General features: G+C 46.9%; 31 protein-coding genes and 2 pseudogenes. 20 read left to right on the top strand and 13 right to left on the bottom strand.

Annotation, left to right across the window (positions count from 1 at the left end):
* The 4 genes and pseudogenes from QZ942_RS01340 to QZ942_RS01355 form a co-directional block, all read left to right on the top strand.
* Positions 1-113: pseudogene (locus QZ942_RS01340) on the top strand (IS5/IS1182 family transposase); the annotation flags it as partial.
* Between the two features lie 132 nt (positions 114-245).
* Positions 246-374 carry a hypothetical protein gene (locus tag QZ942_RS01345; RefSeq protein WP_292992759.1) on the top strand — a complete coding sequence of 43 codons (129 nt, stop codon included), beginning with the start codon at positions 246-248 and terminating at the stop codon, positions 372-374.
* A 501-nt stretch (positions 375-875) separates the two neighbouring features.
* Positions 876-1,754, top strand: a complete 879-nt coding sequence (locus QZ942_RS01350; protein WP_292992760.1) for a PEP-CTERM sorting domain-containing protein — start codon at positions 876-878, stop codon at positions 1,752-1,754.
* A 216-nt stretch (positions 1,755-1,970) separates the two neighbouring features.
* Positions 1,971-2,801: an inositol monophosphatase family protein gene (locus QZ942_RS01355; RefSeq protein ID WP_292992761.1), complete on the top strand. Its 831-nt coding sequence runs from the start codon at positions 1,971-1,973 to the stop codon at positions 2,799-2,801.
* Here the strand turns inward: QZ942_RS01355 and scpB are convergent.
* The 6 genes from scpB to QZ942_RS01385 are packed head-to-tail and all read right to left on the bottom strand — an operon-like array spanning position 2,795 to position 7,684.
* Complete coding sequence (gene scpB / locus QZ942_RS01360; protein WP_292992762.1) at positions 2,795-3,424, bottom strand: SMC-Scp complex subunit ScpB; 630 nt, start codon at positions 3,422-3,424, stop codon at positions 2,795-2,797. The genes QZ942_RS01355 and scpB overlap by 7 nt on opposite strands.
* Complete coding sequence (locus QZ942_RS01365; protein ID WP_292992808.1) at positions 3,390-4,199, bottom strand: ScpA family protein; 810 nt, start codon at positions 4,197-4,199, stop codon at positions 3,390-3,392. The genes scpB and QZ942_RS01365 overlap by 35 nt, the downstream gene beginning before the upstream one ends.
* 56 nt (positions 4,200-4,255) lie before the next feature.
* Positions 4,256-5,458, bottom strand: a complete 1,203-nt coding sequence (locus tag QZ942_RS01370; RefSeq protein WP_292992763.1) for a tryptophan--tRNA ligase — start codon at positions 5,456-5,458, stop codon at positions 4,256-4,258.
* Between the two features lie 26 nt (positions 5,459-5,484).
* Complete coding sequence (locus tag QZ942_RS01375) at positions 5,485-6,150, bottom strand: site-2 protease family protein (RefSeq protein WP_292992764.1); 666 nt, start codon at positions 6,148-6,150, stop codon at positions 5,485-5,487.
* Positions 6,143-6,775 (bottom strand): L-threonylcarbamoyladenylate synthase, encoded by a 633-nt coding sequence (locus QZ942_RS01380; RefSeq protein WP_292992765.1) that lies wholly within the window; start codon positions 6,773-6,775, stop codon positions 6,143-6,145. Before QZ942_RS01380 ends, QZ942_RS01375 begins: the two co-directional genes overlap by 8 nt.
* A gap of 51 nt (positions 6,776-6,826) precedes the next feature.
* Complete coding sequence (locus tag QZ942_RS01385; protein WP_292992766.1) at positions 6,827-7,684, bottom strand: 3',5'-nucleoside bisphosphate phosphatase; 858 nt, start codon at positions 7,682-7,684, stop codon at positions 6,827-6,829.
* A 272-nt stretch (positions 7,685-7,956) separates the two neighbouring features.
* Between QZ942_RS01385 and QZ942_RS01390 the strand changes: the two genes are divergently transcribed.
* From QZ942_RS01390 to QZ942_RS01410, 5 genes are all read left to right on the top strand, one after another.
* Positions 7,957-9,183 (top strand): NnrS family protein, encoded by a 1,227-nt coding sequence (locus QZ942_RS01390; protein ID WP_292992767.1) that lies wholly within the window; start codon positions 7,957-7,959, stop codon positions 9,181-9,183.
* A 173-nt stretch (positions 9,184-9,356) separates the two neighbouring features.
* Entirely contained in the window at positions 9,357-9,845 is a 489-nt protein-coding gene (locus QZ942_RS01395) for a GNAT family N-acetyltransferase (RefSeq protein WP_292992769.1), read from the top strand.
* A 282-nt stretch (positions 9,846-10,127) separates the two neighbouring features.
* Complete coding sequence (locus QZ942_RS01400) at positions 10,128-10,613, top strand: hypothetical protein (RefSeq protein WP_292992770.1); 486 nt, start codon at positions 10,128-10,130, stop codon at positions 10,611-10,613.
* A gap of 213 nt (positions 10,614-10,826) precedes the next feature.
* The gene (locus tag QZ942_RS01405; protein WP_292992772.1) at positions 10,827-11,240 is read left to right on the top strand and encodes a nucleotidyltransferase substrate binding protein; all 414 of its coding nucleotides are present in this window, start codon (positions 10,827-10,829) and stop codon (positions 11,238-11,240) included.
* The gene (locus QZ942_RS01410) at positions 11,237-11,566 is read left to right on the top strand and encodes a nucleotidyltransferase domain-containing protein (RefSeq protein ID WP_292992774.1); all 330 of its coding nucleotides are present in this window, start codon (positions 11,237-11,239) and stop codon (positions 11,564-11,566) included. The genes QZ942_RS01405 and QZ942_RS01410 overlap by 4 nt, the downstream gene beginning before the upstream one ends.
* Positions 11,567-11,764: 198 nt before the next feature.
* Here the strand turns inward: QZ942_RS01410 and QZ942_RS01415 are convergent, their stop codons facing one another.
* Complete coding sequence (locus QZ942_RS01415; protein WP_013967340.1) at positions 11,765-12,040, bottom strand: hypothetical protein; 276 nt, start codon at positions 12,038-12,040, stop codon at positions 11,765-11,767.
* Positions 12,041-12,216: 176 nt separating this feature from the next.
* Here QZ942_RS01415 and QZ942_RS01420 point away from each other — a divergent pair, with 176 nt between their 5' ends.
* Together QZ942_RS01420 and QZ942_RS01425 are read left to right on the top strand one after the other, a co-directional pair.
* On the top strand, positions 12,217-12,480 hold the full coding sequence (locus QZ942_RS01420; RefSeq protein ID WP_292992776.1) for a type II toxin-antitoxin system Phd/YefM family antitoxin: 264 nt from the start codon (positions 12,217-12,219) through the stop codon (positions 12,478-12,480).
* Positions 12,481-12,491: 11 nt separating this feature from the next.
* Positions 12,492-12,887 (top strand): type II toxin-antitoxin system VapC family toxin, encoded by a 396-nt coding sequence (locus QZ942_RS01425; RefSeq protein ID WP_292992778.1) that lies wholly within the window; start codon positions 12,492-12,494, stop codon positions 12,885-12,887.
* Positions 12,888-12,930: 43 nt separating this feature from the next.
* Here the strand turns inward: QZ942_RS01425 and QZ942_RS01430 are convergent, their stop codons facing one another.
* Both QZ942_RS01430 and QZ942_RS01435 read right to left on the bottom strand, forming a co-directional pair.
* Positions 12,931-13,215 carry a plasmid stabilization protein gene (locus tag QZ942_RS01430; protein ID WP_292992779.1) on the bottom strand — a complete coding sequence of 95 codons (285 nt, stop codon included), beginning with the start codon at positions 13,213-13,215 and terminating at the stop codon, positions 12,931-12,933.
* Positions 13,212-13,460, bottom strand: coding sequence for a type II toxin-antitoxin system Phd/YefM family antitoxin (locus QZ942_RS01435; protein WP_292992780.1), 249 nt, complete (start codon positions 13,458-13,460; stop codon positions 13,212-13,214). The genes QZ942_RS01430 and QZ942_RS01435 overlap by 4 nt, the downstream gene beginning before the upstream one ends.
* 182 nt (positions 13,461-13,642) lie before the next feature.
* Between QZ942_RS01435 and QZ942_RS14005 the strand changes: the two are divergent.
* From QZ942_RS14005 to QZ942_RS01455, 3 genes and pseudogenes are all read left to right on the top strand, one after another.
* Positions 13,643-14,115: pseudogene (locus tag QZ942_RS14005) on the top strand (histidine phosphatase family protein).
* Positions 14,116-14,289: 174 nt separating this feature from the next.
* Positions 14,290-15,564 (top strand): prenyltransferase/squalene oxidase repeat-containing protein, encoded by a 1,275-nt coding sequence (locus QZ942_RS01450; protein WP_292992782.1) that lies wholly within the window; start codon positions 14,290-14,292, stop codon positions 15,562-15,564.
* Between the two features lie 42 nt (positions 15,565-15,606).
* Positions 15,607-16,281: an HAD family phosphatase gene (locus QZ942_RS01455; protein ID WP_292992784.1), complete on the top strand. Its 675-nt coding sequence runs from the start codon at positions 15,607-15,609 to the stop codon at positions 16,279-16,281.
* Positions 16,282-16,288: 7 nt separating this feature from the next.
* On the opposite strand, the gene QZ942_RS01460 is transcribed toward QZ942_RS01455, so the two are convergent.
* On the bottom strand, positions 16,289-17,053 hold the full coding sequence (locus tag QZ942_RS01460) for a M90 family metallopeptidase (protein WP_292992786.1): 765 nt from the start codon (positions 17,051-17,053) through the stop codon (positions 16,289-16,291).
* 174 nt (positions 17,054-17,227) lie between these two features.
* Here QZ942_RS01460 and QZ942_RS01465 point away from each other — a divergent pair, with 174 nt between their 5' ends.
* From QZ942_RS01465 to QZ942_RS01475, 3 genes are all read left to right on the top strand, one after another.
* Complete coding sequence (locus QZ942_RS01465; RefSeq protein ID WP_292992787.1) at positions 17,228-17,422, top strand: entry exclusion lipoprotein TrbK; 195 nt, start codon at positions 17,228-17,230, stop codon at positions 17,420-17,422.
* A 243-nt stretch (positions 17,423-17,665) separates the two neighbouring features.
* On the top strand, positions 17,666-17,992 hold the full coding sequence (locus QZ942_RS01470) for a transposase (protein ID WP_292992788.1): 327 nt from the start codon (positions 17,666-17,668) through the stop codon (positions 17,990-17,992).
* The gene (locus QZ942_RS01475) at positions 17,989-18,192 is read left to right on the top strand and encodes a hypothetical protein (RefSeq protein WP_292992789.1); all 204 of its coding nucleotides are present in this window, start codon (positions 17,989-17,991) and stop codon (positions 18,190-18,192) included. The genes QZ942_RS01470 and QZ942_RS01475 overlap by 4 nt, the downstream gene beginning before the upstream one ends.
* 362 nt (positions 18,193-18,554) lie before the next feature.
* Here QZ942_RS01475 and QZ942_RS01480 read toward each other — a convergent pair whose 3' ends face one another.
* Together QZ942_RS01480 and QZ942_RS01485 are read right to left on the bottom strand one after the other, a co-directional pair.
* The gene (locus QZ942_RS01480; RefSeq protein ID WP_292992791.1) at positions 18,555-20,768 is read right to left on the bottom strand and encodes a hypothetical protein; all 2,214 of its coding nucleotides are present in this window, start codon (positions 20,766-20,768) and stop codon (positions 18,555-18,557) included.
* A 469-nt stretch (positions 20,769-21,237) separates the two neighbouring features.
* Positions 21,238-21,897, bottom strand: a complete 660-nt coding sequence (locus QZ942_RS01485; RefSeq protein WP_292992792.1) for a peroxiredoxin — start codon at positions 21,895-21,897, stop codon at positions 21,238-21,240.
* Between the two features lie 704 nt (positions 21,898-22,601).
* Here QZ942_RS01485 and cysK point away from each other — a divergent pair.
* The 3 genes from cysK to QZ942_RS01500 all read left to right on the top strand — a co-directional run bounded on the left by cysK (position 22,602) and on the right by QZ942_RS01500 (position 25,023).
* Complete coding sequence (cysK, locus tag QZ942_RS01490; protein WP_292992794.1) at positions 22,602-23,582, top strand: cysteine synthase A; 981 nt, start codon at positions 22,602-22,604, stop codon at positions 23,580-23,582.
* 86 nt (positions 23,583-23,668) lie between these two features.
* A complete protein-coding gene (gene epsC / locus QZ942_RS01495; RefSeq protein WP_292992810.1) occupies positions 23,669-24,532 on the top strand; it encodes a serine O-acetyltransferase EpsC in 864 nt (287 codons plus the stop codon).
* Between the two features lie 83 nt (positions 24,533-24,615).
* On the top strand, positions 24,616-25,023 hold the full coding sequence (locus QZ942_RS01500) for a heme-binding protein (RefSeq protein ID WP_292992796.1): 408 nt from the start codon (positions 24,616-24,618) through the stop codon (positions 25,021-25,023).
* Between the two features lie 29 nt (positions 25,024-25,052).
* Here QZ942_RS01500 and QZ942_RS01505 read toward each other — a convergent pair whose 3' ends face one another.
* A complete protein-coding gene (locus tag QZ942_RS01505) occupies positions 25,053-25,547 on the bottom strand; it encodes a DUF2165 family protein (RefSeq protein WP_292992797.1) in 495 nt (164 codons plus the stop codon).
* Positions 25,548-25,612 lie beyond the last annotated feature (65 nt).

The following is a 25,612-nucleotide window of genomic DNA, read 5'->3' on the forward strand; positions in this document are numbered from 1 at the left end:
GCTACAAGGGATTGGTCAAAAATACCGCTCAGATGTTCTCGCTGTTCGGGCTTGCCAATTTGCTGTTGGCTCGCCGGTGGCTATGCAGAACAGGCAGCCTAGTTGCGCCTTGAAAACAAGAAATGAGGGTAATAATGCAAAAAATGATGCGATTCAGGTCAAAATTGGGCAAATTATCGCAATATTACATGATCACTCGGCTTGATCTCTACTGCGCGATGAGTTATTCAGCGTTTCCCTAAGCAATGAAAAGAGATGGATATCGCTGCCGTTCTTGTTATTCAGATTGGTATCAACAGAATCCCGAAGAAGTTTTGCTGCAAAAGTATCGGCGTGATCGCCTTAGCTTCGACGCGGGTGCTTTGATCGTGTGACGGCCATACCTAGTGTTCTTTTCAGAAATAGGCAGAAATACTGCGCAGCGGAATGCTATAGAACCGGCTACTGGGTCTATGTGGACGGAGTTCTCGACAACACCTAAACGGTTAGGTAGACCAATGAATGTGTTGCAATTCCTTAATGCGGCGGATAACGATAGGATGGAAAAATAGGATTTTTAGGGAGTAATTAGTCAATATTGCACATAAACTATTTTCTACAAACAAATTTTCTGTAAAATAAGCATAATGCTTATATCAATAAAGTTGTTTTGTAAGCAGAATAGGCTGTACTTCTAACAGACCGCTGGAAAACTATCTGCGTTGCCGCTGTGATGTTGAAAATAGGCGCAGATGCTTATTTATTATACATAAACTGCGATTTTTCTCCTGTTTCTGCTTTGCATCGGTTACCTCGAATACGTTTTTTCAATGACCTGTTGAAGTATATATATTGTTGGCCTGAGTAGTCTTAGAACTTTATTAGGAGTAAGAATTATGAAATTTAGAAAAAATCTACTGGCGCAAGTAGTAGCAATAGCATTATGTGGCGCGTTTGTTTCTTCAGCAAATGCTGCAGCTGTAATTACTGATGGAGCGGGCACCTCAGCTACAATCGCTGATGCCGGTTATTTTTCAAATACAACAGCCCTTGGCATGAGCTATTTGGGAAGGGAATTTGTTAACCTCGGTACATGGGCATCAAATTACTCGTTCAATGCCAATGGTTCGTCTGTTGCGGTAGCAGATGAGTCGGTGGGTGCTCCATTTGGAACAGATGCATCGAATCCATTTATTTCTTCAATCGTGTTTTCGGGCGGCAATTTAGTGCTTACTGCTAGTTTTAGTGGTGGCTGGAGCTTTATTGAAACGGTAAGCATTCCAACAAGCGGTCATGTGGCTGTCCAGGTTCAACTGACGAACAATACTGGTGCTACAGCAACTGACGTTCAATGGGGTGTTGGTATTGACCCGGATCAAGGTGTTCCGGTTGGTCTTGGGTTTGACACAACTAACGTAATCAATGCGACAGGAAATGCAGGTTCTGTAACGGCCACAAGTTTGGATGGATGGTCGTTAACGCTGGCTAATACAACAAGCGCATCGGCATTTGCGATCAATCCTTTTGTTGGTTCTAACTGCTGCAGCCCAGTTGATCCAGCGCTGATGCTAGCTGCCGCACAAGCACCTGGTGATTATGGTTTCGCTGACTCGTCGATTAACCTGGCTTATGACCTCGGTACCATCGCTAGTCAACATTCGGTTACTTTTGGTTACGAATACATCATGGCTGTTCCAGAACCAGAAACCTATGCCATGTTGCTGGCTGGTCTTGGTTTAATCGGTTTCTCAGCACGCCGTCGTATGCAGGGCTAAAAAATACCTAAGTAGTATCTGGGTATTGCTGGTGTTTTTTAAAAACCCGCATTTCGATATCGGAATGTGGGTTTTTTTGATTTTCCGGTACACTCTTGCAACATAGCAGACAGATTCTTGATTGCGGCCGATTATCTGCAAATCCATAAAATCAAGCGTGCAAGGTGGATTCATATTAGAATCGCGCTTCTTTCTGTTAAATTCTGAATCAAAAATATGCATCCAATGCTAACCATCGCGGTGAAAGCCGCGCGCCGTGCCGGTAGTATTATTAATCAGGCTTCACAGAATCTGGATTTGCTCAATGTGTCGAAAAAATCACACAGTGATTATGTGAGTGAAGTGGATGGTGCGGCTGAAGACGCTATTATCAAGGTTTTGCTAGCGGCTTATCCCGATCACGCGATTCTGGCGGAAGAGAGTGGTCGCCGGGGCGATGAAAAAAATTCAGAATATCAGTGGATTATTGATCCACTCGATGGTACGACCAATTTCCTGCATGGTTTTCCAAAATATTCGGTTTCCATTGCAGTCAAGCATAAAGGTATGCTCAGCCATGCAGTGGTTTACGATCCAACCAATAATGAATTATTTACGGCTAGCCGAGGTGGCGGTGCCTTTCTGAATGATCGCCGGATTCGTGTCAGTAAACGTACCCGGCTTGAGGATTGTTTGATCGGTACGGGCATTCCATTTCGTGATCTGACGCATCTGGACGCTTATATTGCCATTTTGAAGGACATTGTTCCACGCATAGCGGGAATTCGCCGGCCGGGTTCTGCTGCGTTGGATTTGGCCTATGTGGCGAACGGACGTTATGATGGTTTTTGGGAAATTGGCTTGGCGCCATGGGACATGGCCGCCGGTTGTCTGCTGATTACCGAAGCCGGTGGATTGGTCGGTGATCTGGAAGGCAATGAGACACAATTGGAAAGCGGACAAATTATTGCTGGCAATCCCAAAATATTCGGGCAATTGCTGCAGGTGATTGCGCCACACTTGACTCCGGCATTGATTGAAGCGCAGCGGGCGGCAAAATCTCAGTGACCGGATTCTTCCGGTTCTTCAAAAGGCAGGCCCTGATTCTTGTCGCTGGACTCAATCAAGGATTTCATCTCTTCCAGTGGTGGAAGTTCTTCTAGCGAGCGCAGATTCAGATCATCCAGAAAATGCTGTGTGGTGGCGAACAATTCCGGTTTTCCGGGTACGTTACGATGTCCGACAGCTTCAATCCAGCCGCGCGCAATGAGTGTTCTGAGCACCGAACTGGAAACACCCACGCCACGGATTTCTTCAATATCACCGCGTGTCACGGGCTGGCGATAGGCAATGATGGCGAGGGTTTCCAGAACCGCGCGTGAGTAACGCGGTACTTTTTGCGGGGTCAACCGATCCAGATACGGTTGCATGGCCGCTTTGGTCTGGAACCGCCAGCCGCTAGCTACCGTGACCAGTTCAACGCCGCTATCACTCCATTTTTCGCGGATTTCTTCCAGTAATTTGGAAAGCACGGCAGCGCTTATTTCATTATGGAATAGCTTTTTTAACTCACTAATGGGCAAAGGATCCTGTGCCGCCAGCAATGCTGCTTCCAGAATCTGCCTGGTTTTCGCGAGACTCAGCGAGTCCAATGGGTCAGGCTGATGAAGCGGCATCAATGGCGCAGACATAAATCATTCCAGAATCTTTTACCTGAGAAATTTCCAGCAACAATTCCTTGGCCAGTTCCAGGATCGCCAGAAAAGTGACAACAACTTCAGCGACAGTCGCTGAGGGGCTGAACAAGTCATAGAATTCAACCTGTTTGTGCCCGCGCAAATCGCGCAGCACTTGGCTCATATAGGCACGCACAGAAAGGGTTTCACGCTTGATTTGATGATGGCGGTTGACTTTGGCGCGCGTCAGAATGGCGACCCAGGCATGGTACAAATCATCCGTGTGGATACTGGGTAATTGTTCGACTGTATTTTGCTCGATCCACATCTGAATGATGCTAAAGTCACGCTCAGCTTGCGGCAATTCATTGAGGCGTAATGCGGCCTTTTTCATTTGCTCGTATTCGAGTAAACGACGCACCAGCTCGGCGCGCGGATCATGTTCTTCTTCTGTTGCTGTTTTTGGGTTGGGTAATAACATGCGTGACTTGATTTCAATCAGCAACGCGGTCATGAGCAGATATTCCGCTGCCAGTTCCAGTTGATCAGTGCGCATCATTTCAACATAGGCCATATATTGCAGGGTGAGCTCGGCCATCGGAATATCCAGAATTTCCAGATTATGTTTGCGGATCAGATATAACAATAAGTCCAGCGGACCCTGGAAGGTGTCCAGGAAAATTTCGAGTGCGTCAGGCGGGATATACAAATCCTGCGGAATCTCCAGCAACGGCTCGCCACAGATTTTAGCGAACGGATGGGGTTCAACAGAATCAATAACGGAATTCACTGCTGCCTGTTGCTCATTGGGTGGTGATCGATTCAATTGCCCGATTGCAAGGTTTATCAGGAATAACTGAGTCCCATGGCTTCGCGTATGTCACGCATGGTCTCTTCGGCCAGTTTGTTGGCTTTCTCACAACCATCCGCAATGATGTTGCGCACCAGGGTGGGATCTTCTTCGTACTTCATAATGCGCTCATACATCGGTGCCTGTTCAGCCAGAATTTTGTCGATGATGGGCGATTTGCAATCCAGGCAGCCAATTTCCGCGTTCTTGCAACCGCGCTGTACCCATTCACGGGTGTTATCATCGGAATAAACCAAATGGAATTGCCAAACCGGGCATCTGGCAGGATCACCCGGATCGCTACGCCGCACTCGCGCCGGATCCGTCGGCATGGTACGGACTTTTCTTCGGATGCTTTCCGGGTCTTCGCGCAAACTGATGGTGTTGTTATAGGATTTGGACATTTTCTGACCATCCAGGCCGGGCATTCTGGAGGCTTCGGTGAGCAATGTTTCCGGCTCGGTAAGAATCATTTTGCCGCCGCCTTCAAGATAACCAAATAAGCGTTCCCGGTCGCCCAGGCTGAGATTCTGTTGCTCATTCAGTAATGATTGGGCTTCTTCCAATGCATGTTCATCGCCCTGCTCTTGATACAGATTGCGCAACTCGGTATACAGTTTTGATTTCTTTGAGCCCAGCTTTTTGACGGCTAATTCCGCTTTTTCTTCAAAGCCGAGTTCTTTGCCATAAATATGATTGAAGCGGCGCGAAATTTCGCGTGTAAATTCCAGGTGCGGTGCTTGATCTTCCCCGACGGGAACCAGATTGGCGCGGTAAATCAGAATATCCGCGCTTTGCAGCAGCGGATAGCCAAGAAAACCATAGGTGCTGAGATCTTTCTCGGACAATTTTTCCTGCTGGTCTTTATACGTGGGCACGCGTTCCAGCCAGCCGAGCGGTGTCATCATCGACAGCAATAAATACAGTTCGGCGTGGGCAGGGACTTTGGACTGAATGAACAAAATCGCCTGCGAGGGATCAACGCCCGCAGCCAGCCAATCAATCACCATATCCCAGACATTCTGTTCGATAATTTCCGGCGTGTCGTAATGGGTGGTCAAAGCATGCCAATCCGCGACAAAAAACAGGCATTCATATTGCTGCTGCAATTTTACCCAATTTTTTAATACGCCATGATAATGTCCTAAATGCAGGCTGCCGGTGGGGCGCATGCCTGATAAAACGCGATCAGCAAACATTTTGATATCCTAAATGTAAAACGTTGTTAGATATATAACCCAAAAATTGACACAATAATTATTTTAGTCCAGGTAATCATAGGCCCAATCACCGTACCCAGCACACCGCTGAATAACAATCCCAATAATATGATAAAGCCGTAAGGTTCGATCCGGGAAAACGGGTAAGCCAAGCGGTGTGGCAGCAGACTGATGGCCATGCGGCCGCCGTCCAAAGGCGGGAGTGGCAGCAGGTTAAGCACCATCAGGATGACATTGATTTCGATCCCTGCGATTCCCATCAGCGCTAGCGGTTTTGCGAAACTGCTTTCGGGCATGGTAATGGCTAATTTAATCATCAAAGCCCAAAAAAGCGCCATCAGCAGATTGGCGCCGGGTCCGGCTGCAGCTACCCACAACATGTCGCGTTTCGGCTGACGCAAGTTAGAAAAATTAACCGGTACCGGTTTGGCCCAGCCAAATAGAAATCCCGCGCCGATCGTCATCTTGCTGAGAACGAATAACGTCAGCGGTACCAAAATCGTGCCGATGAGGTCAATATGTCGGATCGGGTTGAGGCTGATGCGTCCTTCATTAAAGGCAGTGAAGTCACCAAAATGCTTGGCAATATAACCATGCGCCGCTTCGTGCATAGTGATGGCAAAAATAACCGGTAAGGCATAAATGGCAATGCCTTGAATAATTTCATCCATGACTGAATCCAAACGGTTCGAGACGGCCTTTACCTGGACGGATCAATTCGGGTACATCGGTCGTCAAATCAATCACGGTGGTCATTTCTATTCCGCAGGAACCGGCATCCATGATCAGTTCAACCTGATGCTCCAGGCGCTCGCGGATTTCTTCCGCATCATTCAGCGGAAATTCGTCTTCCGGTAATATTAACGTAGAACTCAGTAATGGCTCGCCGAGTTCTTCCAGCAGCGCCAGAACGACTGGATGATCGGGAATGCGCAGGCCGATGGTATTGCGTTTCGGGTGTTGCATGCGGCGCGGAACTTCCCGCGTTGCCTGTAAAATAAACGTGTAGCTGCCGGGCGTCGTGGCTTTGAGTAACCGGTACTGGCTGTTGTCGACTTTTGCGTAGGTTGAAATTTCTGCCAGATCCCGGCACACCAGCGTGAAATGATGGCGCTCATCCACTTGCCGGATAGTGCGGATACGCGCCATCGCGTTTTTATCACCGAGGTGACAACCCAGGGCATAGCAGGAATCCGTGGGGTAAACGATGATTCCGCCGCTGCGTACGATCGTTACGGCCTGTTTGATCAGGCGTAAATGCGGTGTGTCGGTGTGAATAGAGAAGAATTGGGCCACAGTAAGGACTGTATCTGGATTAAATGAGTGTTAAATCAGTCTATCAAAAGATTATACAAGTTCGGTTGCTATTGTGTTTTTCCAGTGATGCCAAACGGGTGTGCATCCCTGCGGAAATTCGGGTAATTGTCCCAGATCGTGAAAGCTTTCGCCCGGACCATGAAAATCTGAGCCGCATGAGGCCATCAGATTCTTGTTTTGCGCATGTTGCGCAAAGTGACGAACCTGCTCAGGCGTGTGACTCGACGTGACCACCTCAATGGCCGATCCACCCAGCGCACAAAATTCATCGAGTAAATCATTGAGTACATTTTTACCCAAATCATAGCGCCCCGGATGCGCGATGATTGCACACCCCCCGCTGCCGCAGATCCAGCTTACCGCATCACTGAGTGCCGCCCATTCGTGCGGAGTATATCCCGGCTTGCCTTTTACCAGATATTTTTTAAATACGGATTTTACGTCTTTGGCATAGCCTTGCTCAACCAGGAAACGGGCAAAATGCGTGCGCCCGATCAAGCGCCGTTCGCCCACATGGGCATAAGCGCCTTCCAAGCTGCCGTGGATACCGATTTTTTCGAGTTCTGCAGCGATATTTGCGGCACGTTGCGAACGGCCTGCGCGGATAGCGGTCAGACCTTCGATGAGTGGCGTATACTCTGGATCAATGTCCAGTCCGACAATGTGCAAGGTACGGCCGCGCCAACTGACGGATATTTCCACGCCGTTTATAAATGTGATATTTTTCGCGGCGGCTGTCTGGCGCGCTTCTACCAACCCGGCGATGTCGTCATGATCGGTCAAAGCCAGCGTTTCAACACCGCGTAGCGCGGCGCGTTCGACCAGTTGAACGGGTGTTAATAAACCATCAGAAATTGTGGAATGACAATGCAGATCAATATTGAGCATGAAGATTCGTTGCGCAAAGCAGGACATGCATCATAGCAAATAACCCGGTTTAAGAGAAATAATTGATCTGGATAATTAAAGAGATAGTTAGAACTATGAAGAAATGCATATTTCATAAGGGCACTTCTAAAAATTCAAAGTTCCAAACAAAACGAGGCGCAAGCAAAAAATGGTGACGCAGCATATAATTGATATGTAAGGAAACATTTTTTGTGAGCAACAAAGTGTTGTGACGAAATTTGGATTTATAGAAGTGCCCATAAGGAGCTCGAATGACCATACCGCCGACCGTTCGCGATCATATTTCGGCTGCGCCGCATCGCAGCTTGTTTCTTGCCGGCGCGCTACAAGGCGTGCTGACACTGCTTTGGTGGGTGTTTGATCTGACCGGGCGCTATGCCCTAATGGGATCCGCCACAGTTTGGAGCATCGCCCCGACTTGGGCGCATGCTTTCCTGATGGTCTATGGTTTTTTCCCGTTCTTTATTTTTGGTTTTTTGTTTACCACGTACCCGAGCTGGTTGAATGGCGACAAAGTAAAGCCGAGTGAGTACATGGCTACCAGTTTATTGATGGCGATCGGCGTTGTGTTGTTTTATGTCGGGCTATTGACGCACAAAGTGATCATTATCATGGGTGTAGAGATCATGCTGGCCGGATGGGGCGTTGCGGTTTATGTGTTATTCCGCATCTTGTTGGGCACCGCGCCTGCTCAGGACAAACGCCATGCGCGCGTAACCAGTGCCGCATTACTCATGGGTTGGCTGGGTATGGCTGCGTATTTGTTGTGGCTGGTCACCGAAAGCCCGGCGGCGCTCGATTTTGCGCGCCATGCGGGCATCTGGTTTTTTCTGTTGCCGATCGTGCTGACCGTTTCGCACCGCATGATTCCATTTTTCTCCAGCCGGGTATTGGACAACTACGTATTAATCAGACCCTACTGGATGCTCTGGTTAATGCTGGCTTGTATTGGTGCGCATGGCTGCCTGCAATCGCTGGATATGCCAGCCTATCTGTGGATTGTTGATTTTCCGCTGGCGGGCTGTGCATTTTATTTATCGTACCGCTGGGGATTCCTGCGCAGCTTCCGCGTGAGCTTACTGGCGGTATTGCATGTTTCATTCGCCTGGCTGGGTGTTGCCATGTTGCTGTACGCAGTGCAAAGCCTGGTGTATATACTATCCGGCAGCATGCTGCTCGGCCTGGCACCCTTGCATGCACTGGCGATTGGCTATTTTGCCAGTATGATCCTGGCGATGGCGTCACGCGTCACGCTCGGGCACTCGGGACGCCCACTGGAACTGGATCACATGACCTGGATTCTGTTCTTAAGTTTTCAAGCGGCCACAGTACTGAGAATATTGGCGGATATCGTGCCAATGATCGCACCGATGTTGTATGTGGCTGCAGGACTTGCTTGGCTAGGTTGTTTTGTATTTTGGGCGGCTAAGTATGCGCCGATTTACTGGCGGCAAAGGGTGGATGGGAAGCCGGGGTAGTTGAGGTAGAGTGCTAAAAAGCAAAGCGCATTGCACCGGCACATTCATATAGCCTCGAATAAAAATCGGTGAAATGCCCTTTAACTTATAGGTATATCTTACAAATACGAGCGACTTGTTGAGGCGATATGTCGGGGCATTTCGGAAGTCTAATTTTAATAAATGTACTAATAATGATTCCTATCGACCTTGGAAATGCTACAGTCCGTTACCTTGAAGCCCAAGATCATGTGGCATATATCGCTATGGAAAAGAATGCAGAGATAAAGCAATATGTCGGTGGGCCCAGTAATAGGACAGAGCAAGATCTCCTGAGCAGCTTACGTAATTATTCTCCTTGCACTTCGCTCTTAGTTGTTGCAGATTCTGAGACAAATACCTTTATTGGCCGCTGTGGTCTTCTTGAAAAAAGAGGGTCGCTCGAGGTTGAGTTATATATCTTGCTTACTCAAACGCATCTTAGGAAAGGGATAGCTAGGGTGGTTGTGCCATTCCTTGTGCGCCTCGCTGCAGCGAATGGAAAAGTTGCCGTCGCATACGTCGATTCAGCTAATCAAGCAAGCCTCAAGTTACTGGAGCGGATCGGTGCAATTTCTGATGGAACTAATACTGATTCTGGGTACCAGGTTAATCATATACGTTACATTTTCACAAGCACTTGATTGAGTTAAGAAACAAAGCTCTGCGTAATCAATTAAATATTGAGGTTTTCTGCATTCGCACCAGTTTTACGTGTTTTGACTAATTGTTTCGAAGCATCTAATTTGTGGATCTAACGAAGTTTGATATGATGAAACTTATGTTGAGGTATTACCTTAATGAATGAAGATAGATCATGGGGTGGCAATGATTGAAATATTTCTGAAAAAATATATTGTTTCATTTCGTAAGTCTGATTGCATTTAGGTGGTACAGCTATGGCCCTAGTCAGGGATCGGCATCGAATGGCAGCGATTCTAATGTTTATGGGATTGATTGTTGCCGTTCTCCCAATTCCACTGCTGAGTGGGGTTAGGTCGACTTCGGGTTTCCTCGAGAATCTTGAACACGCCTTAGTGCAAGTTTTTCCTGTCGCCAAGAGTCCAATTTTTGACGACGTTTCCCTTGGCAGAGAAGACATAACCGCACAGGTTATTAGCTATCCTCATCCATCTGGGAAAGAGCTGTTGATCGAATTTCCTCGTGCTATGCCTCTGGATGAAATCCGCATCGTCTTGCTAGCGGGGGATGCGGAGGAAGGTGGGCGCTTACGGGCAGATCAATCCAAGGCGAAGCGTCTTCGCTTTCGTGAATGGGTTACTAACCGTTCGGCATTCGCCGTTCCGTATCGATACTTTCTTCTTTGTGGATTGGTTCTAGGGTTCATTGGAGCCTTTCTGATTTTATTTGGTTATCGCCATGTCGCGTCGCCATCTGATGACTCTACCTAATATTTTGTAAGCTGAATCTACTGCAAGCAACTTCGATGTATCAGCAGAAGCCAAAATTTAAAGTTGCACTTTTTAACCGGTTTTTGTGAGGAAATTGGCTGTCTTGAATACGCTCTTCAACAGTCTCTGGCTAATCACGAGTTGATAAATGGGGATACGCCACAGCTATAATGACGACTATAAATTTCTTCTCAATCAACCGATAAGCCTAAAATGGACAATCTGGATATTCGCTGGCAGCAGCGATTTGCGAACTACAAAAAAGCCTTGCTGCAACTGCAAAGCGCAGTTGATCTCAGCAAACAACGTGCACTCAGCCAATTGGAAAAACAGGGTGTCATCCAGGCATTCGAATTTACCCATGAATTAGCTTGGAATATGTTGAAAGATTTCTTGCGGGATCAGGGCAACCAAAATATCAAAGGTTCAAAAGACGCGACCCGTGAAGCGTTTAAAGTTGAACTCATCAGCGATGGTGAGCAGTGGATGGCGATGATTCAAAGCCGCAATATCTCATCGCATACCTACGACGAGCGTACAGCCGAGCTGTTGGTAGATACGATTATCCGCAACTACTATCCGCTGTTCGTCACGCTGAAAACAGAAATGGAAAAGTATCTGCCGTGAACCAGGAGCGCGCATTTGGTTTATCGTCCACCACATTGGAAAAACTCAACAGTGTATTCGCGCAGTATGCTGCCATCGATTCGGTACTGATTTACGGTTCACGCGCCAAAGGAAATTACCGTGCAGGTTCCGATATTGATCTGACCATCAAAGGCAGCGAGATTTCATTCGCCGAATTCATGCAGATTGAAGATCAGATTGACGATTTGATGCTGCCTTATACCGTGGATTTATCGCAATATCGCCAGCTTGAAAATGTCGACCTAGTTGCGCATATCGATCGGGTTGGCGTAGCCATTTACGACAAGGAAACGTTCGGGAAATAAGCAATTTATTGTTTGCGAACGAAGGGGCGCGACTTCCAATCCTACTTCACGCAGATAGTGGCTTTGCTCGATTCACATGACGACAAAACATCCCTTGCTGCGCACGGTGATAATGTCTTCCGTCTTATCCGCCAGATCTTCTTACAGGCACGCAATTCTTTGGTCTTTAGATCGTTGGCTATAATCAGCTTGGTCGGATTAAGAAATGTCAGTGATTCTACGCAGAAGTTGTGGCGATACGGTCCATTTATTGCCATCTTCGGCAAGGATGGAGACAGTTTTTTTGTTGTAGCGCGTAATGATTCCAAATACCGGAGGTTCATTGTCAGGCTCGAAGCAAACTTTGTCACCAATTGAGAATGCAAGCATGCTTGTGTGAGCTCGCATTTGGCGGAGAAAGCGAAGTCGTTCAACGATTCGTCTGTTAAGATCAATGAGTTCTGATTCATTCAATTGATCAATATCGATTTTCATGGATATTCCCCTTTCTTATTCGTTGGCTAACGAGAGAAAAACCGCATTGTATCGTTTTTGCTATTGAATATGCGGCAGTGGATTTATGTCATGTGTAGTGAGTAGTGAGTTTTGACTTAATGAGCTAACTTGACTAAACTTAGTCCAGTTAATCCCTGTGATAAGAAAATACCAATATGCTTACCATCAACATCCATGAAGCAAAAACCCATTTATCCCGATTTATCGAGAAGGCTGCAGCCGGTGAGGAAATCATCATCGCTAAAGCGGGGAAGCCCATTGCTAAATTAGTGCCGCTGCACAGCTTATCTGCCCCTCGAAGCTTGGGTATATTCAAGGGGCAGTTGAATGTTCCGGAAGATTTCGATGCCGTATTACCCGAGGATGTGGCGATGCAATTTCAGAGTGGAGCTATCGAACCATCCTCTGAGAATCGCTAAAATCGCTAACAATGCGATTGCTGCTCGATACGCATATTCTGCTATGGGCGCTGGATACGCCTGATCGATTGCCTCATTCCCTGAGAACGCAGTTGGAATCGCCGTCTGTCGAAGTGTATTTTAGTGCGGCCAGCATTTGGGAAATTGCGATTAAGTCGGCATTGGGAAAAATTAAATTTCATTATTCAGCCAAAGGAATTGCCGACGGTGCGGAAATGACCGGTTTCATTGAGATGCCTGTTTCTTCCGAGCACGCTGCGGGCGTTGCGCGTCTGCCGATGATACACACGGATCCATTTGATCGTTTGTTGATTGCTCAGGCATTAGCCATGCCAGCCCGCTTTGTGACTGCTGACACTACATTGGCTGGTTATTCCGAGCTGGTGGATTGGGTAGGAAAGCCATAAGGGCCGCGCACTGAAAATTTTGTGGCGGTGCAAAGTAGCGCACCTACCCCGCCTGATACACATCCTCATGACTCCCCACATTAACCAGAATAATTTCTTTTTCAGTAATCAGTATTTCAAGCGTAATGCGGTAACTGAGATTAATCGATACCGAATGTAACGCTGACAATTTGCCTTTTAACGGGTGGATTCTCAGGGAAGGATGGTATGGATTAAAAGCCAGTAATTGCAAGGTTTTTCGATAAGGCTCTTTTAATTCCGGGTGTTTCTGTGCAAAGCGTTTGGCGCGTTTCTTATAACTGCCGGTGAAGATGAGCGTGTAGCTCATTTAGGAAACAGGTCCTCGACATGTTGATCGATCGTATCTTTGCTGAATTGACCGGACGCCAGATCCTGCCGTGCTTCGTAAAGGGCAGCTTCCAATTCCATCTCACGCAGATAATGATATTGCTCGATTTTCATCACGACAAAACATTCTTTGCCGCGCACAGTGATGATGTCTTCCGTTTTATCCGCCAAGCTTTCTTCCAGGCAGGCAATTCCTTTCGTTTTTAGATCATTGGCTGTAATCATTTTTAATCGCTTGTTTAATCGTGCTGTTGACTATATGATTGAAAGTGTGGCGTGTCAATTAGAAATTGGCAAATGAATTATGGAGATATCAAATCACCAATAAAGATCGATTGAGTGAAAATTGGTAATCAACTAGCCAAGGAATCGTATCTTGTAATGCACTGTAAGTTTTTTAAATTCACATGAACTTCTACTGCGTGCGCCACGGGCGCACGAACTATAACGACCTCGGTCTGTGTAACGACGACCCCGCCAGGGATGTTTATTTAACGGAGGCAGGCATCGCACAAGCGCAATCGGCAGCGTTGGCGCTACGAGAGGTGGCATTTGAGCGCATTCTGGTTTCGCCTCTGCCACGAACGCGCCAAACGGCGGAGATCGTGAACCGGTATCGGATTATTTCGCAGCGATTAGTCATGATCCGCTCCGGGCGCGCGTAAATGGCGGTGAGTCTTTGCTGGATCACAAGCAGCGTGTTTTGCGCTTTATCGACTGGTTAAAAGCGCAGCAGGATAAAAACCTGCTTATAGTCGCGCATGAAGAAACCATGCGGGTATTTGTCGCCTATTTTGAGGGCGGCGTCGAAGATTCTCAACTAAGGGATATTCATGTGGGGAATTGCGAATATAGACATTACAATCTGGACATTCCCTGAAAAAAATCATCCTTCGACTGATGCACTTTCCAGCATCGGCACATCCTGCCATACTGCAGATTAATTTTTTAGCATGGCGTCACGCATGCGCACGGAAATTCCGGGCGGCCAATGTGCCAAATGTGTGTCACCAGAGTGACGATTCTGGCGGCAAAAAATTTCGAAGGGGATTGCATGACTCAGATCACTGAAATTATCAAAAATGCGGGCCGATGGCTGGAACAGCAGCAGGATAGTGAATCGAAGGGATGGGGCGAGCGTCGCGGCAGTCATGTCAATGTACTGAATACTGCCGAGGCGATGATTGCTTTGATCGATAGCGGGATTTGTCATGCGGGCACTAGCTCGATCCGCGGCGCGGTTGATTTTCTTCTGAAACATCAAACAGTGGATGGCCAAGATGCTGGTTCGTGGCCACGGGGGTTAACCACGGATGACGGTAAAACCATCGATATTCCTGACTTGGTGCGTACTTGCTATGCGATTCAGGCGCTCATCAAAGCCGGTAAGGGGATTGACGAAGGCCCGGTGCAATTGGCGCTGATCTGGCTGCTTGGGCGCAGAAATGAAAATACAAAAGGCTGGAGTTACGCCCGAGGTAAGCCCGATGCACTGATGCCGACTTGTTTTGCGCTGACAGCTTTGCTGGATGCCTACGATGCCTATCCTGGCGCTTATCAAAGCCAGATATCAGAAAGTCTGCAACATTTGGTGAATGCTTATTACAACGATGGGGGAGATGAAATTCGCGGCTCATTCGGTGCGCCGGGGCCCCTGCAGGGCGTACACACAATCCATGCTGCATTGGTATTACAAATTGCGCGCAACAATAATTTAAGTCCATTTCTGGAACAGGAAAAACAGGCCATCGAATGGCTGCTGCGGAATCCGGATAAAGCCATCAGGTTGCGAGAAGAATGGGTGGAAATTGACCAAACCAAAATTGCGCATGGCCAAACCGGCGGTTATGGCTTTATGTTCATGACCGATACCTTGTTGATGCGGCTTCTTCTCGGATCGGAGAATTTGGATGATAAGAAAAGCGCATTGGCGCATGAAGCTATGCATAGCCTTAAAGACAAGATCGATGAAAACACCGGGGCTTTTTATGGGCCGCGATTATTTTCCTGGGCCACAGCAAAAGCATTGCCTGCCTTGGCTGTTTTGCAAAAGCATGCCGGTACGGAATATCCGGATCTTCCTGCGCGCACGCCGGAATCCCGGTCTGAATCCACCGGCTGGAAAATCGCCCCGGTTATCATCATCATGGGATTTGCAACCCTGCTCTCCGGGCTTGGTTTTTATTTGATGGTTACCGAGAAATTCGGTCTTCTGTCCTTTACCTTTTTTGTCGTGATGTTGTTAGCTGCCCTCCTGGTCTATGGCCATATTAAAGAAAAAACTTTCAAAGAATTATTAAGCAGCCTTGGGGGGCTATTAAAAAAATAAAATGCTGTTTTACATGAACGATTCTAATTTGAGCGCAATGTCATGATTGATACGATTATCTTTGATGCGGAAGGCATTGTGATTGACACGGAAGCGATTTGGGACAAGGGTCAGGAAATCTTTTTGCAGCGTAGGGGCTTTGTCTATGACCGGGAACGGATCAAACCATTACTCACCGGACGGACGCTTGCCGAAGGGGTGGAAGTGATGAGACAAGCGTATCAGTTTGCAGGAGATACCGAAACGTTAGCGCAAGAGCGTGCAGATATCGTGCAGGATCTTTTTATTCATGAAACCAGCTTCATCTCCGGATTTCTTGAATTCTACGAATCCGTGCGCAACCGCTACAAAACCTGTATCGCAACATCGATGGATCAAGATCTGCTGAAGCAAGTGGATCAGCGACTTAGTCTTTCGACGCTGTTTGAGAACAAAATCTACACGCTGGATAAAGTAGGCTATCGCTCCAAACCCAATCCCGACATTTTTCTGTACGCAGCGCAGCAACTCCAGTCATCGCCGGAAAACTGCGTCGTCATTGAAGATGCGCCGCATGGGATTGACGCCGCAAAAAGCGCCGGGATGTGGTGCATTGCGATCACTACAACCTATGATCCCGGAAAATTAGAGAAAGCAGATTTTGTCGTCAGTGCGTACACAGAAATTGATCTTGACGCTGTGAAAAAACATGCGTCAATAAAATCGGATAAAAACTAGTATCCGATCAACGCCAGCGCTGCGCCGGATCCTGGCGGTAAAACAGTGCCAACTGTTCATAAACAGAGGGAAAGTATTGCTGGGTGATTAGCGGCAGTTCAAAAAATACTTCACTCAATACCGCGAAAAACTCTGCCGGACTCTCCGCCGCGTACGGATCAATGATGGTTTCATGTCGCTTATCGACCTGATGGCAGAATTTGGCATAGGCACTGCTGAATACTTCATGCCAGGTATACGCGCTCATGTTGGCGTGCAACTCCGGGCAGCCGTTGGCGCCTTCGTACAGCATGTCAATCTTGTGTGCGAATTCATGGATGACTACATTATGCCCGGGATGGGTATCGGTATCTGCTGCATCCTGCCAGGAAAGAATTACCGGCCCGGCAGACCAGGCTTCGCCCGATGCGACGCGATGCACATGATGCACAACACCAAATTCATCCGCATAATCGTAATCCAGAATAAATTCACCGGGGTACACAATAATCTGGCTCCAGTTCTGATAGTAATCCAGGTCAAGATTCAGAATCAGAATGCAAGCCTGCAGTGCAATCGTCACACGCATTTCATCGGTAATTTCCAGTTCGTGCGCGCCATAAATTTGCTTGTCATGCAGAAACAGTGTGGCGCAATCACGCAAGCGCGAGAGCTCCTCAGGATTGAGCCCTTTCAGACAGCGCAGGTGAATTAGCTTCTGCCAGATGGGATCGGGTATTCCTTCTTGCTGAAGAATGTGGTTCCGGTGCCAATTCTTTAGACTCCATGACATGACGGTAATCTCCTTTTGTTCCATCCAGCCTAAAGCATGACAGAAATACTATGACTATGAGGATTCATGTAGAATTATACCGTTGGGTTCGAATGGCCGGGCCAGCGCCAAACGATTGAGAAATCGAGTTTAACCATTAAGCCATAGTGAATATTTTATAGAGGAAAATTTTAGATGAATTTTAAATTTAGCGTCGCTTGTATTATTGGCCTAAGTATCGCACTGATCGGTTGTGGCGGAGTTCCCGAAGCAAGTTCGGAAAATTGTGCAGGAAGAGGACTGGAGTCATCCCTTACAGCTTTTAAGAACGATGAAGCTGGACGGCAAGCCTTCCTCGATAGTTGTGATGCGATGAAGAAAGGAAAATAAACGATCCACTAAAAATTCAAGCCAATTCCAGGAGTAGCTTTTAGATCTTTTAAAAGAAGCTGGGGTTGATGCTACTTTCAACGAGCGGCGAATCGAAGTCTTCTTCGATTCGCCGCTGTGTTTTTCTATATGCCATTGTCTGAACAATGCTTGAGAAATAAGTAGAATTACGACGATAGCTTACTAAATACACTAATTATTCCATATTTACCTCGTATTGTAATTCCCGGCTATCCACATCATGTGACACAACGTGGAAATCGTCGCGCTCGAACATTCTTTGAGGATGGTGACTACGAACTTTATGGGGTATTGCTAGGGGAGGCAGCCCGAAAGGCCGAAACAGAGATTTGGTGCTACTACTTGATGCCCAATCATGTGCATATCATTATTGTTCCTTCGGATGAAGATGGATTACGCCGCACTTTTGCCGATGCACATCGGCGTTATACCGGATATATAAATGCTCGCCTGCAAGTGACAGGGCATTTATGGCAAGGGTGGTTTGGCTCAATTGTGATAGATGTGGAACACCTAGCGCATGCCGCCGTGCGATACGTCTCTCGATGAGCCCGGTTCGTGCTGGATTGGTTGAGCGGGCAGAAGATTGGTGCTGGTCGAGTGTTGCCAGTCACTTGTCAGCGCAGGACAACGAGTTGGTCAAGGTTGCACCTGTGCTAAATCGTTATGGTGACTTCGAAACCTTTCTTGCTCAGGAAGATGTTAACGAGGCATTCAAAAGACTTCCTCAGTCGGAAACAACGGGATGACCCTTGGGTTCAGAGGATTGGATCGAAAAATTAACGGCAATGACTGATCGTGAACTTAAGGCGAAGAAACGTGGCCTCCAAAAAGTAAAGGGTGAGAGTTACGTGTATTTAGTAAACTGTTACCGTAATCCAGACATTGCATAAATTCGCACGATTATTACACATGATATTGTTTTAAAAAGTGATTTTTAGAATAAATGGTGTGGTTATTCATACGCCTGACTGAGATAAATTTCTTGTGGAATCAAGAGATAAGTGAGGGAATGCGCAATTCATGCAATATCCGGGATAGTACTAACAACTGCGCCTTACCGTAAAAATTCACGGTAAGGCGCAGTTGTTTGACTTCTGAATTGTGAGTTCTAAACTAACTCATCCTCGTATGCAGAAATGATCTCAGTAATCGTCGATCCTGCAGTGATTGCTTTGGCAGAATTATCAGTTTCAATAGCTTCTCTCAAATCCTGCAATGCATTTTGCATCTTTACACGCTGCTGCGTGCCTAAACGCAATTCCAGGTCAGGCAAGAAGATAGTGGCATATAAAGATATTCTCTCAGAAGCAAGCAGTGCCCGATTCCGATCAACACCGAACGTTGATTCAATCTGACTGATATTTCTTCTAAATTGACCAATAACCCCTTTGTTGATGTCACTAACGATTTCATTAGCGACCACATCCGCCAAATCACCGGTTAATTGGGCTTTGATGCGATCGTTGCCTGATGGATTATCCTGGGCGATAAATACTTCAACAGTACGGTAGAGAAGATCACCTCCCAACTGCCCTACCCTTGCTTCATCAACATCGATACTTCTATTAGCAATAACCCCCTCGACTTCGTGCAATACGCCGTTCAAGAAGCCCCTGACCAGCGGAACGATGATGTTTTCGCGTGCTATCGCAAGAGTGGTGCGGTCATTTGCATTCGCTTTGCTTAAAGCTTCTCTGCCATTCAAAAATGCCAGCGAAAACTGGTCCTCCGGATATGGATCCGGACCAGCCTCATCTTTGAGCGTTTGTTTATCCTTTGTCAATACCTTGTTTACCTTGCCGACAGCAAGCATGATCGCCAAATAGGCTGTTTCCACCCTATCCCATTCCAGTGCCAATTTATCCGTTGCCAAACTATCAAAATTATCAAGCACTAATGTTGTTCGATTGTAAATGGCAAGCGCAAAAACTCGTTGTATCGATTTGTCGATTACTTGCGAAGCTAACGCAACTTGATTTCCATTTCTGACATTTTCAATAGCTGCTAGAACATTTTGATCAATCGTCAATCCATAGGCCAGATCAATGATTTGAGTTAATTGCTGCAACTCTCCGGTGTATGCTGCAGCAATTGCTTCCGCATTCACAGGATTTTCTGCACGATATCCACTAATCTGATAATAACTTGTTGAAGCATTATAAACAAAACCCGTATCGATTGTAGTCCTGGGATCGATCAAATTTAGCTCCTTCTGATAGCTAAGCAGAATCGCCGCTATCGCATCACGAGCTGCTGCAGATTTAGGCACGCTATTTTCGCTGCTTGCAGTTTGCAGATTACTGAGTGCAGTTTCCAGATTGCCACGCACTTCAGCGCCTAAGCGCACCTCGACATCCGGTAGAAAGACTCTAGCATAAGCTGCTGCTCCTGAAGCTTCTGACATAGCTTGAAAGCGATTTACACCAATACTTATTGATTGGTAACTCATTTCGCCATAAACCTGACCAACAAATCCTTTGATTAATTCACTAACGATTTCATAGGCTACAACATTTGCAGCATTTCCTGCCAGTTGCGCTTTAATGAGTTGATTGCCGACCCGGTTACCCTGCGCGACCAATGATTCAATAATACGATAAAAAAATTCCCCTTCTTTTAGCGATACGGCTGTCGTCTCCGGATCCGTGCTTCTATTCTCAAGAACACTGGCCACTGTACGTAAAACCCCAATATAATAAGCTTGGGCTAATGCAATTCTTGTGGTAGAGAACTCAACAGCAATAACGCCGGAATCTTCCTCGGGATTACTTTTATCCAGTGCCCTCCTAATCCGCGCAACCGATTCATTAAACTGAACATCCAGTGCTGGGTTACTTCCTGAAATTATTGTTTGTCTATCAGCACTCAGTATTTCATTGGTTCTTGCAACAGTGCCGGTAATCGCTTGAAATGCTGCAACTACGTCATCCAACATTTGAATTAATTCAGCAGATGTTGCAGTGTTAAATCGACGTTGTATCATTGTGATACGATTCAAAATACTTTGGTAAAAAACGCGTTGCAAAGTCTTGTCGATCACCTGAGTCGCCAGTCTTGGCTCATTTCCACTTTTGATCTCTTCAATTGCAACCAGGATGTCACTATTCAGTTTGAGTGAATTGATCTCAGCTTCCTGTGCCAATATTTGTAACGCTCCCGTGTAGGCACTAGCAATGGCATCGCCATTAATTGGCGTCTCTTTACGCAGCGTTTCAATAGTCTTGTAAGCAGCCACGGCCTTCTGAATTGTATTGGTATCAGCAAAACCTGCAGCAAACAAGCTCGCATTACCCATACCAAATACAATAAAAATTAATCTCACAGTCAGAGATTTACTCATTGAAGTCATGAGTTTCTTTAATAAAAACATTATAGGAATTCCTTTCTAAAATTAGCTGACATCAATACATACAAATCATGCCCGTGATTTTTTACCCAGTTGGAATTCCAGAACTGGACGTAGAATTACGGTGACAGCTTACTAAAGCTACTTAACTTCCACCCTTTACTTTTTTGGGCTGCGTTTCTTCATCTTAAGTTCGCGCCAGTCATGGGAATTACAGCACGAGGTAAGCTAGCCATGCTAGCAATATGGCATAACTAGTGTATTTAGTTAACCGTCACCGCAATTCCACGTGCCGCAAGCGGCGAAACTGATCGAAGAAACCGGCTACAAGCGGCGCCTGCCTGAACTGCAGAAATTGCAGAAAATAATCGGTGAACAGCCATTCAGTTAGCATTCGTTCACAGCTATTCAGACTGACTCTCTACTTGGACAGAGTAAACCTAAATTAATCGGGCTGTTTTGTCGTGCGCAAGTAAGGTTTGATGGTTTTAAAGCCTTGTGGAAAGAGTTTTCCTGCTTCTTCATCAGAGACACTGGGTACAATGATCACGTCTTCCCCTTTTTTCCAATTGACCGGTGTAGCCACTTTGTATTGCGCAGTCAACTGCATCGAATCCAGCACGCGCAGAATTTCATTAAAATTGCGGCCAGTGGTCATTGGGTAGGTCATCATTAATTTAATTTTTTTATCCGGCCCAATGATAAATACAGAACGAACGGTCGCATTGGTTGCAGCGGTACGCCCTTCCGATGTGCCTGATTCATCCGCAGGCAGCATGTTATACAGCTTGGCGACAGCCAAATCGGTATCGCCGATTATCGGGAATTTAACTGCGTGGCCTTGCGTTTCTTCAATGTCTTTAGCCCATTGCTCATGGTTATCAATTGGATCGATACTTAAACCGATTACCTTGCAGTTGCGTTGTGCAAATTCTTTTTCCAGGCCGGCCATATAGCCCAATTCGGTGGTACATACTGGCGTAAAGTCTTTGGGATGAGAAAATAGGATAGCCCAGCTATCACCGATCCATTGATGGAAATCGATTGTTCCCAGAGTAGTTTTCGCAGTGAAATTCGGGGTGATGTCGTTGATGCGTAATGACATGATTTTCTCCTTTATTAGAATTTTGGATCAGCCAGAACAGGCTTTAAACATAATGATTTTACAATTACATCATAGAGATTATCACGACGAGGTTTAAAACGAAATCCAGTTTATTTCAAGTATAGATGGAGAATCGGTTTAAATCAGTTTAAAAATCGGGATTGTGTGCTAGGAGTCTGTCGGACTTAAGGTCAATCTACTGCGCCAGTGGGATAATGGTTCATATTTCCTCAATTTCTCGTTGCATAGATAAACTATGCGCCTCAAAATAGAGGAAATACGCACTCGTTCTCCCACTCGGCTCGCTACGATTGCTTAAGCCCGGCAGACTCCTAGGGAAACGCTGATTAATTCGCCGAGCAAGATGAGATGCAAGGCGGATGGAGCGCAAGGAGCGAGACATATCAATAGGATAGGCGAGTTTCTGAGCACCACCCAACGCAGCAAATCGCTTGCGCAAGCAATAAATCAGTGTCTCCCTAGATGACTTATTCTGATAATACTACCAATGCCTACGTTCCTTAACAATTGATGAAATAGCAGCGTATGTACTTTCAGCCTGAGAACGAATGCGTTATAGTGAAATGCTTATGATTTTGGCTAATCCGTTGGGTTTAGTCGTGTCGAAATGGGCGGTTCTTGTCTTTGATTAAAGAAAGATTGGTGGGTCGTCTGAATAGGCATCACACAGAAAAGGAAAATTTATGGCAAATTGGTTTGAAAATAATTCATTGTCCATTGGGCGCACGCCTCTGGTGCGTCTTAACCGGGTGACTGACGGCGCAGCGGCATTGGTATTGGCAAAAATTGAAGGACGTAATCCGGCGTATTCGGTGAAATGCCGCATTGGCGCTGCAATGATTGACGATGCTGAACGCCGCGGGTTGCTTGGCCCCGGAAAAGAAATTATCGAGCCGACCAGCGGTAATACTGGTATTGCGCTGGCTTTTGTCGCGGCTGCGCGGGGAATTCCGCTGACGTTGACGATGCCGGAAACGATGAGTGTGGAGCGCCGTAAATTGTTGATTGCGTTGGGTGCCAGACTCGAATTAACCGATGGCGCGCGCGGGATGAATGGTGCTTTGGCGAAGGCGGAAGAGATTGTTGCTTCTGATCCGCGCCGCTATGTGCTGTTGCAACAGTTTAAAAATCCAGCCAACCCGGAGATTCATGAAAAAACCACCGGCCCGGAAATATGGGATGATACCGATGGTGCCGTTGATATTTTTGTCGCCGGTGTGGGAACGGGTGGTACGATTACCGGCGTTTCCCGCTATATTAAGCAAACCAAAGGCAAAGCCATTACCGTGGTGGCTGTTGAACCCACGGCGAGTCCGGTGCTGTCACAAAAACGCGCGGGTGTGTCATTGGCGCCTGGACCACATAAAATTCAGGGAATCGGCGCAGGTTTTATTCCCGATAATCTGGATCTGTCATTGGTCGATGAAATAGAGCAGGTCAGTAATGAAGAGGCGATAGCGTATGCGCGGCGCCTGGCACGGGAAGAAGGCATTCTGGCCGGCATTTCCTGCGGCGCGGCCGTGGCGGCAGCCGTACGCCACGCCAAACACCCGCAGAATGCCGGAAAAACCATTGTGGTTATTTTGCCGGATTCTGCTGAACGTTATCTGAGCAGTATTCTTTTTGAAGGCATGTTTGATGAACGGGGTTTGACGACATCGTGAACGATATCAAGAGAACGCAGGATCCCCTTTTGCGGAGCGCTTATTTAGATGTGGAAAATATCGTTGTTGAGTTGCGTGCTTTGCGTATGGCCTCGCTGCAGAGCCGTAACCGGGGGCATGACAAGCCACCCAAGTTACCGTCGCGCAAGATTCTGATGGGTGTCGCTGAGGGCTTGAGCGCGGCCTTGTTTCCTAATCGGCTGGGCTCGTCGGAATTTGCGGATGAAGGCATCGATTATTATGTCGGGCATACGCTGAACATGACATTGCGCGAATTACTGGTGCAAATTCAACATGAACTGCACTATAACGCTGGCCTGGAAGTTCTCAGCAATGAAGATCGTGAACAGTCGGTTGCCATTACGCAGGCATTTGCCAAACGGCTGCCGGAAGTCCGGAGTCTGCTGGAAAGCGATATTATCGCGGCTTATGAAGGCGATCCGGCGGCGCGTAATGTGGATGAAGTGCTGGTTTGTTATCCTGGAATAATGGCTATTACGCATTACCGGCTGGCGCATGTTTTGCATGGTCTGGGCGCGCCATTGATCGCGCGCATGTTTTCAGAAATTGCGCATTCAGTAACCGGGATAGAGATACATCCGGGTGCGCAGATTGGCGGCAGGTTTTTTATTGATCATGGTACCGGTGTGGTGATTGGTGAAACTGCGATCATTGGCCAGAATGTGCGCTTGTATCAGGCAGTCACCCTGGGAGCCAAACGTTTTCCGGTTGATGAGAATGGTGCTTTGGTGAAGGGCAATTTGCGCCATCCCATTGTTGAAGATGATGTGGTGATCTATGCTGGGGCAACAATATTAGGGCGTATTACCATAGGACGAGGATCGACGATCGGCGGTAATGTGTGGTTGACGCGTAGTGTGCCGCCGGGCAGTAATATTTCACAAGCCCAGATGCGGCAAGAAGTGTTCGAGGGCGGTGCTGGGATTTAAATATAAATAAGCTGCAGGCTCATATTCTGTTATCGAAATTGAGTGCCGATGGGATTGCCGGCCTGCTGCTCTGAGAGGTGGATATGACTACGAATAAAATAATTCTTACGCTGGACGATGCCAAGAAAATAGCCGCGGGTGCAGAAGCCGAAGCCAAGCGGAATGAATGGCCGGTTGTTATTGTTATCGTGGATGACGGCGGTCATTTGCTCTACCTGCAACGCCTTGATCATACTCAGTTCGGCAGTATTAATGTGGCCATTGAAAAAGCGCGTGCCGCCATTGCATTTCGTCGCCCAACTAAAATCTGGGAAGAGAATATTGCGGAAGGACGCCTGAGGTATCTGAATTTGCCGGGCACATTGCCCATTGAAGGCGGATTACCGATTACTGTTAATAATCAATTTGTCGGCGCGATCGGTGTCAGTGGCGTGCGATCATTCGAAGATGCGCAAATTGCCCAGGCCGGGATTGATGCATTGGTATCATAAACTGGGGTATTCGAAGTTCGGTATGGTTTTTATGGGTGTTTCTCTGCATCTGTCTGAGTCAAATAGATGAGGGCGATACCAATTATCGTAACTAAGCGGAATGCAGCTTGTTGTCCATTAGCTGTTTCTGATTGCCACATCAAAAACCACTCTCCGCCAATCGTCATGAATCCCGTAAACCACAAGATAAAACCAAGTGTTAGTCCCAGAATTGCCAAACCTTTTGCCTGATTAAAGGATGCAGGGTCTTTAAGGTTTTGATATAAACGCAAACCGCCCAGCCAGCAAAGTCCTGCAATGACGATTTCTATCCCAATGATGAAACTGTAAACCGTATGATGAATGAAGGGAGATTGGATAGCCCGCCACATTCCCTGGTTATCAGGAAAGGTCGTATCCATCGTAAGGACGTGAGTGACGAGGGAAAAATTTGAGTTGTAATCAGTCAAATTGTTGAATACTACCAGCGAGGCATACAGTGCAAAAGCCAAGACCATCACAGTTTTTGATAATCTCGTATACATGGTGTTAATGATTGGGCGCAATCATTAAATGAGTGCTAAAGATTAATTGGGGAAAGTTGTTCGGT

Source organism: Nitrosomonas sp., assembly GCF_021731985.1.
In the GTDB taxonomy this organism is placed as follows: domain Bacteria; phylum Pseudomonadota; class Gammaproteobacteria; order Burkholderiales; family Nitrosomonadaceae; genus Nitrosomonas.

Excerpts from the sequence above, each read along its gene's own strand:
- QZ942_RS01345 (WP_292992759.1), top strand. The coding sequence starts at position 246 with ATGAAAAGAGATGGATATCGCTGCCGTTCTTGTTATTCAGATTGGTAT.
- QZ942_RS01350 (WP_292992760.1), top strand. The coding sequence starts at position 876 with ATGAAATTTAGAAAAAATCTACTGGCGCAAGTAGTAGCAATAGCATTA.
- QZ942_RS01355 (WP_292992761.1), top strand. The coding sequence starts at position 1,971 with ATGCATCCAATGCTAACCATCGCGGTGAAAGCCGCGCGCCGTGCCGGT.
- scpB (WP_292992762.1), bottom strand. The coding sequence starts at position 3,424 with ATGTCTGCGCCATTGATGCCGCTTCATCAGCCTGACCCATTGGACTCG.
- QZ942_RS01370 (WP_292992763.1), bottom strand. The coding sequence starts at position 5,458 with ATGTTTGCTGATCGCGTTTTATCAGGCATGCGCCCCACCGGCAGCCTG.
- QZ942_RS01375 (WP_292992764.1), bottom strand. The coding sequence starts at position 6,150 with ATGGATGAAATTATTCAAGGCATTGCCATTTATGCCTTACCGGTTATT.
- QZ942_RS01385 (WP_292992766.1), bottom strand. The coding sequence starts at position 7,684 with ATGCTCAATATTGATCTGCATTGTCATTCCACAATTTCTGATGGTTTA.
- QZ942_RS01390 (WP_292992767.1), top strand. The coding sequence starts at position 7,957 with ATGACCATACCGCCGACCGTTCGCGATCATATTTCGGCTGCGCCGCAT.
- QZ942_RS01395 (WP_292992769.1), top strand. The coding sequence starts at position 9,357 with ATGATTCCTATCGACCTTGGAAATGCTACAGTCCGTTACCTTGAAGCC.
- QZ942_RS01400 (WP_292992770.1), top strand. The coding sequence starts at position 10,128 with ATGGCAGCGATTCTAATGTTTATGGGATTGATTGTTGCCGTTCTCCCA.
- QZ942_RS01405 (WP_292992772.1), top strand. The coding sequence starts at position 10,827 with ATGGACAATCTGGATATTCGCTGGCAGCAGCGATTTGCGAACTACAAA.
- QZ942_RS01415 (WP_013967340.1), bottom strand. The coding sequence starts at position 12,040 with ATGAAAATCGATATTGATCAATTGAATGAATCAGAACTCATTGATCTT.
- QZ942_RS01420 (WP_292992776.1), top strand. The coding sequence starts at position 12,217 with ATGCTTACCATCAACATCCATGAAGCAAAAACCCATTTATCCCGATTT.
- QZ942_RS01425 (WP_292992778.1), top strand. The coding sequence starts at position 12,492 with ATGCGATTGCTGCTCGATACGCATATTCTGCTATGGGCGCTGGATACG.
- QZ942_RS01430 (WP_292992779.1), bottom strand. The coding sequence starts at position 13,215 with ATGAGCTACACGCTCATCTTCACCGGCAGTTATAAGAAACGCGCCAAA.
- QZ942_RS01435 (WP_292992780.1), bottom strand. The coding sequence starts at position 13,460 with ATGATTACAGCCAATGATCTAAAAACGAAAGGAATTGCCTGCCTGGAA.
- QZ942_RS01450 (WP_292992782.1), top strand. The coding sequence starts at position 14,290 with ATGACTCAGATCACTGAAATTATCAAAAATGCGGGCCGATGGCTGGAA.
- QZ942_RS01455 (WP_292992784.1), top strand. The coding sequence starts at position 15,607 with ATGATTGATACGATTATCTTTGATGCGGAAGGCATTGTGATTGACACG.
- QZ942_RS01460 (WP_292992786.1), bottom strand. The coding sequence starts at position 17,053 with ATGTCATGGAGTCTAAAGAATTGGCACCGGAACCACATTCTTCAGCAA.
- QZ942_RS01465 (WP_292992787.1), top strand. The coding sequence starts at position 17,228 with ATGAATTTTAAATTTAGCGTCGCTTGTATTATTGGCCTAAGTATCGCA.
- QZ942_RS01475 (WP_292992789.1), top strand. The coding sequence starts at position 17,989 with ATGAGCCCGGTTCGTGCTGGATTGGTTGAGCGGGCAGAAGATTGGTGC.
- QZ942_RS01485 (WP_292992792.1), bottom strand. The coding sequence starts at position 21,897 with ATGTCATTACGCATCAACGACATCACCCCGAATTTCACTGCGAAAACT.
- cysK (WP_292992794.1), top strand. The coding sequence starts at position 22,602 with ATGGCAAATTGGTTTGAAAATAATTCATTGTCCATTGGGCGCACGCCT.
- epsC (WP_292992810.1), top strand. The coding sequence starts at position 23,669 with ATGGCCTCGCTGCAGAGCCGTAACCGGGGGCATGACAAGCCACCCAAG.
- QZ942_RS01500 (WP_292992796.1), top strand. The coding sequence starts at position 24,616 with ATGACTACGAATAAAATAATTCTTACGCTGGACGATGCCAAGAAAATA.
- QZ942_RS01505 (WP_292992797.1), bottom strand. The coding sequence starts at position 25,547 with ATGTATACGAGATTATCAAAAACTGTGATGGTCTTGGCTTTTGCACTG.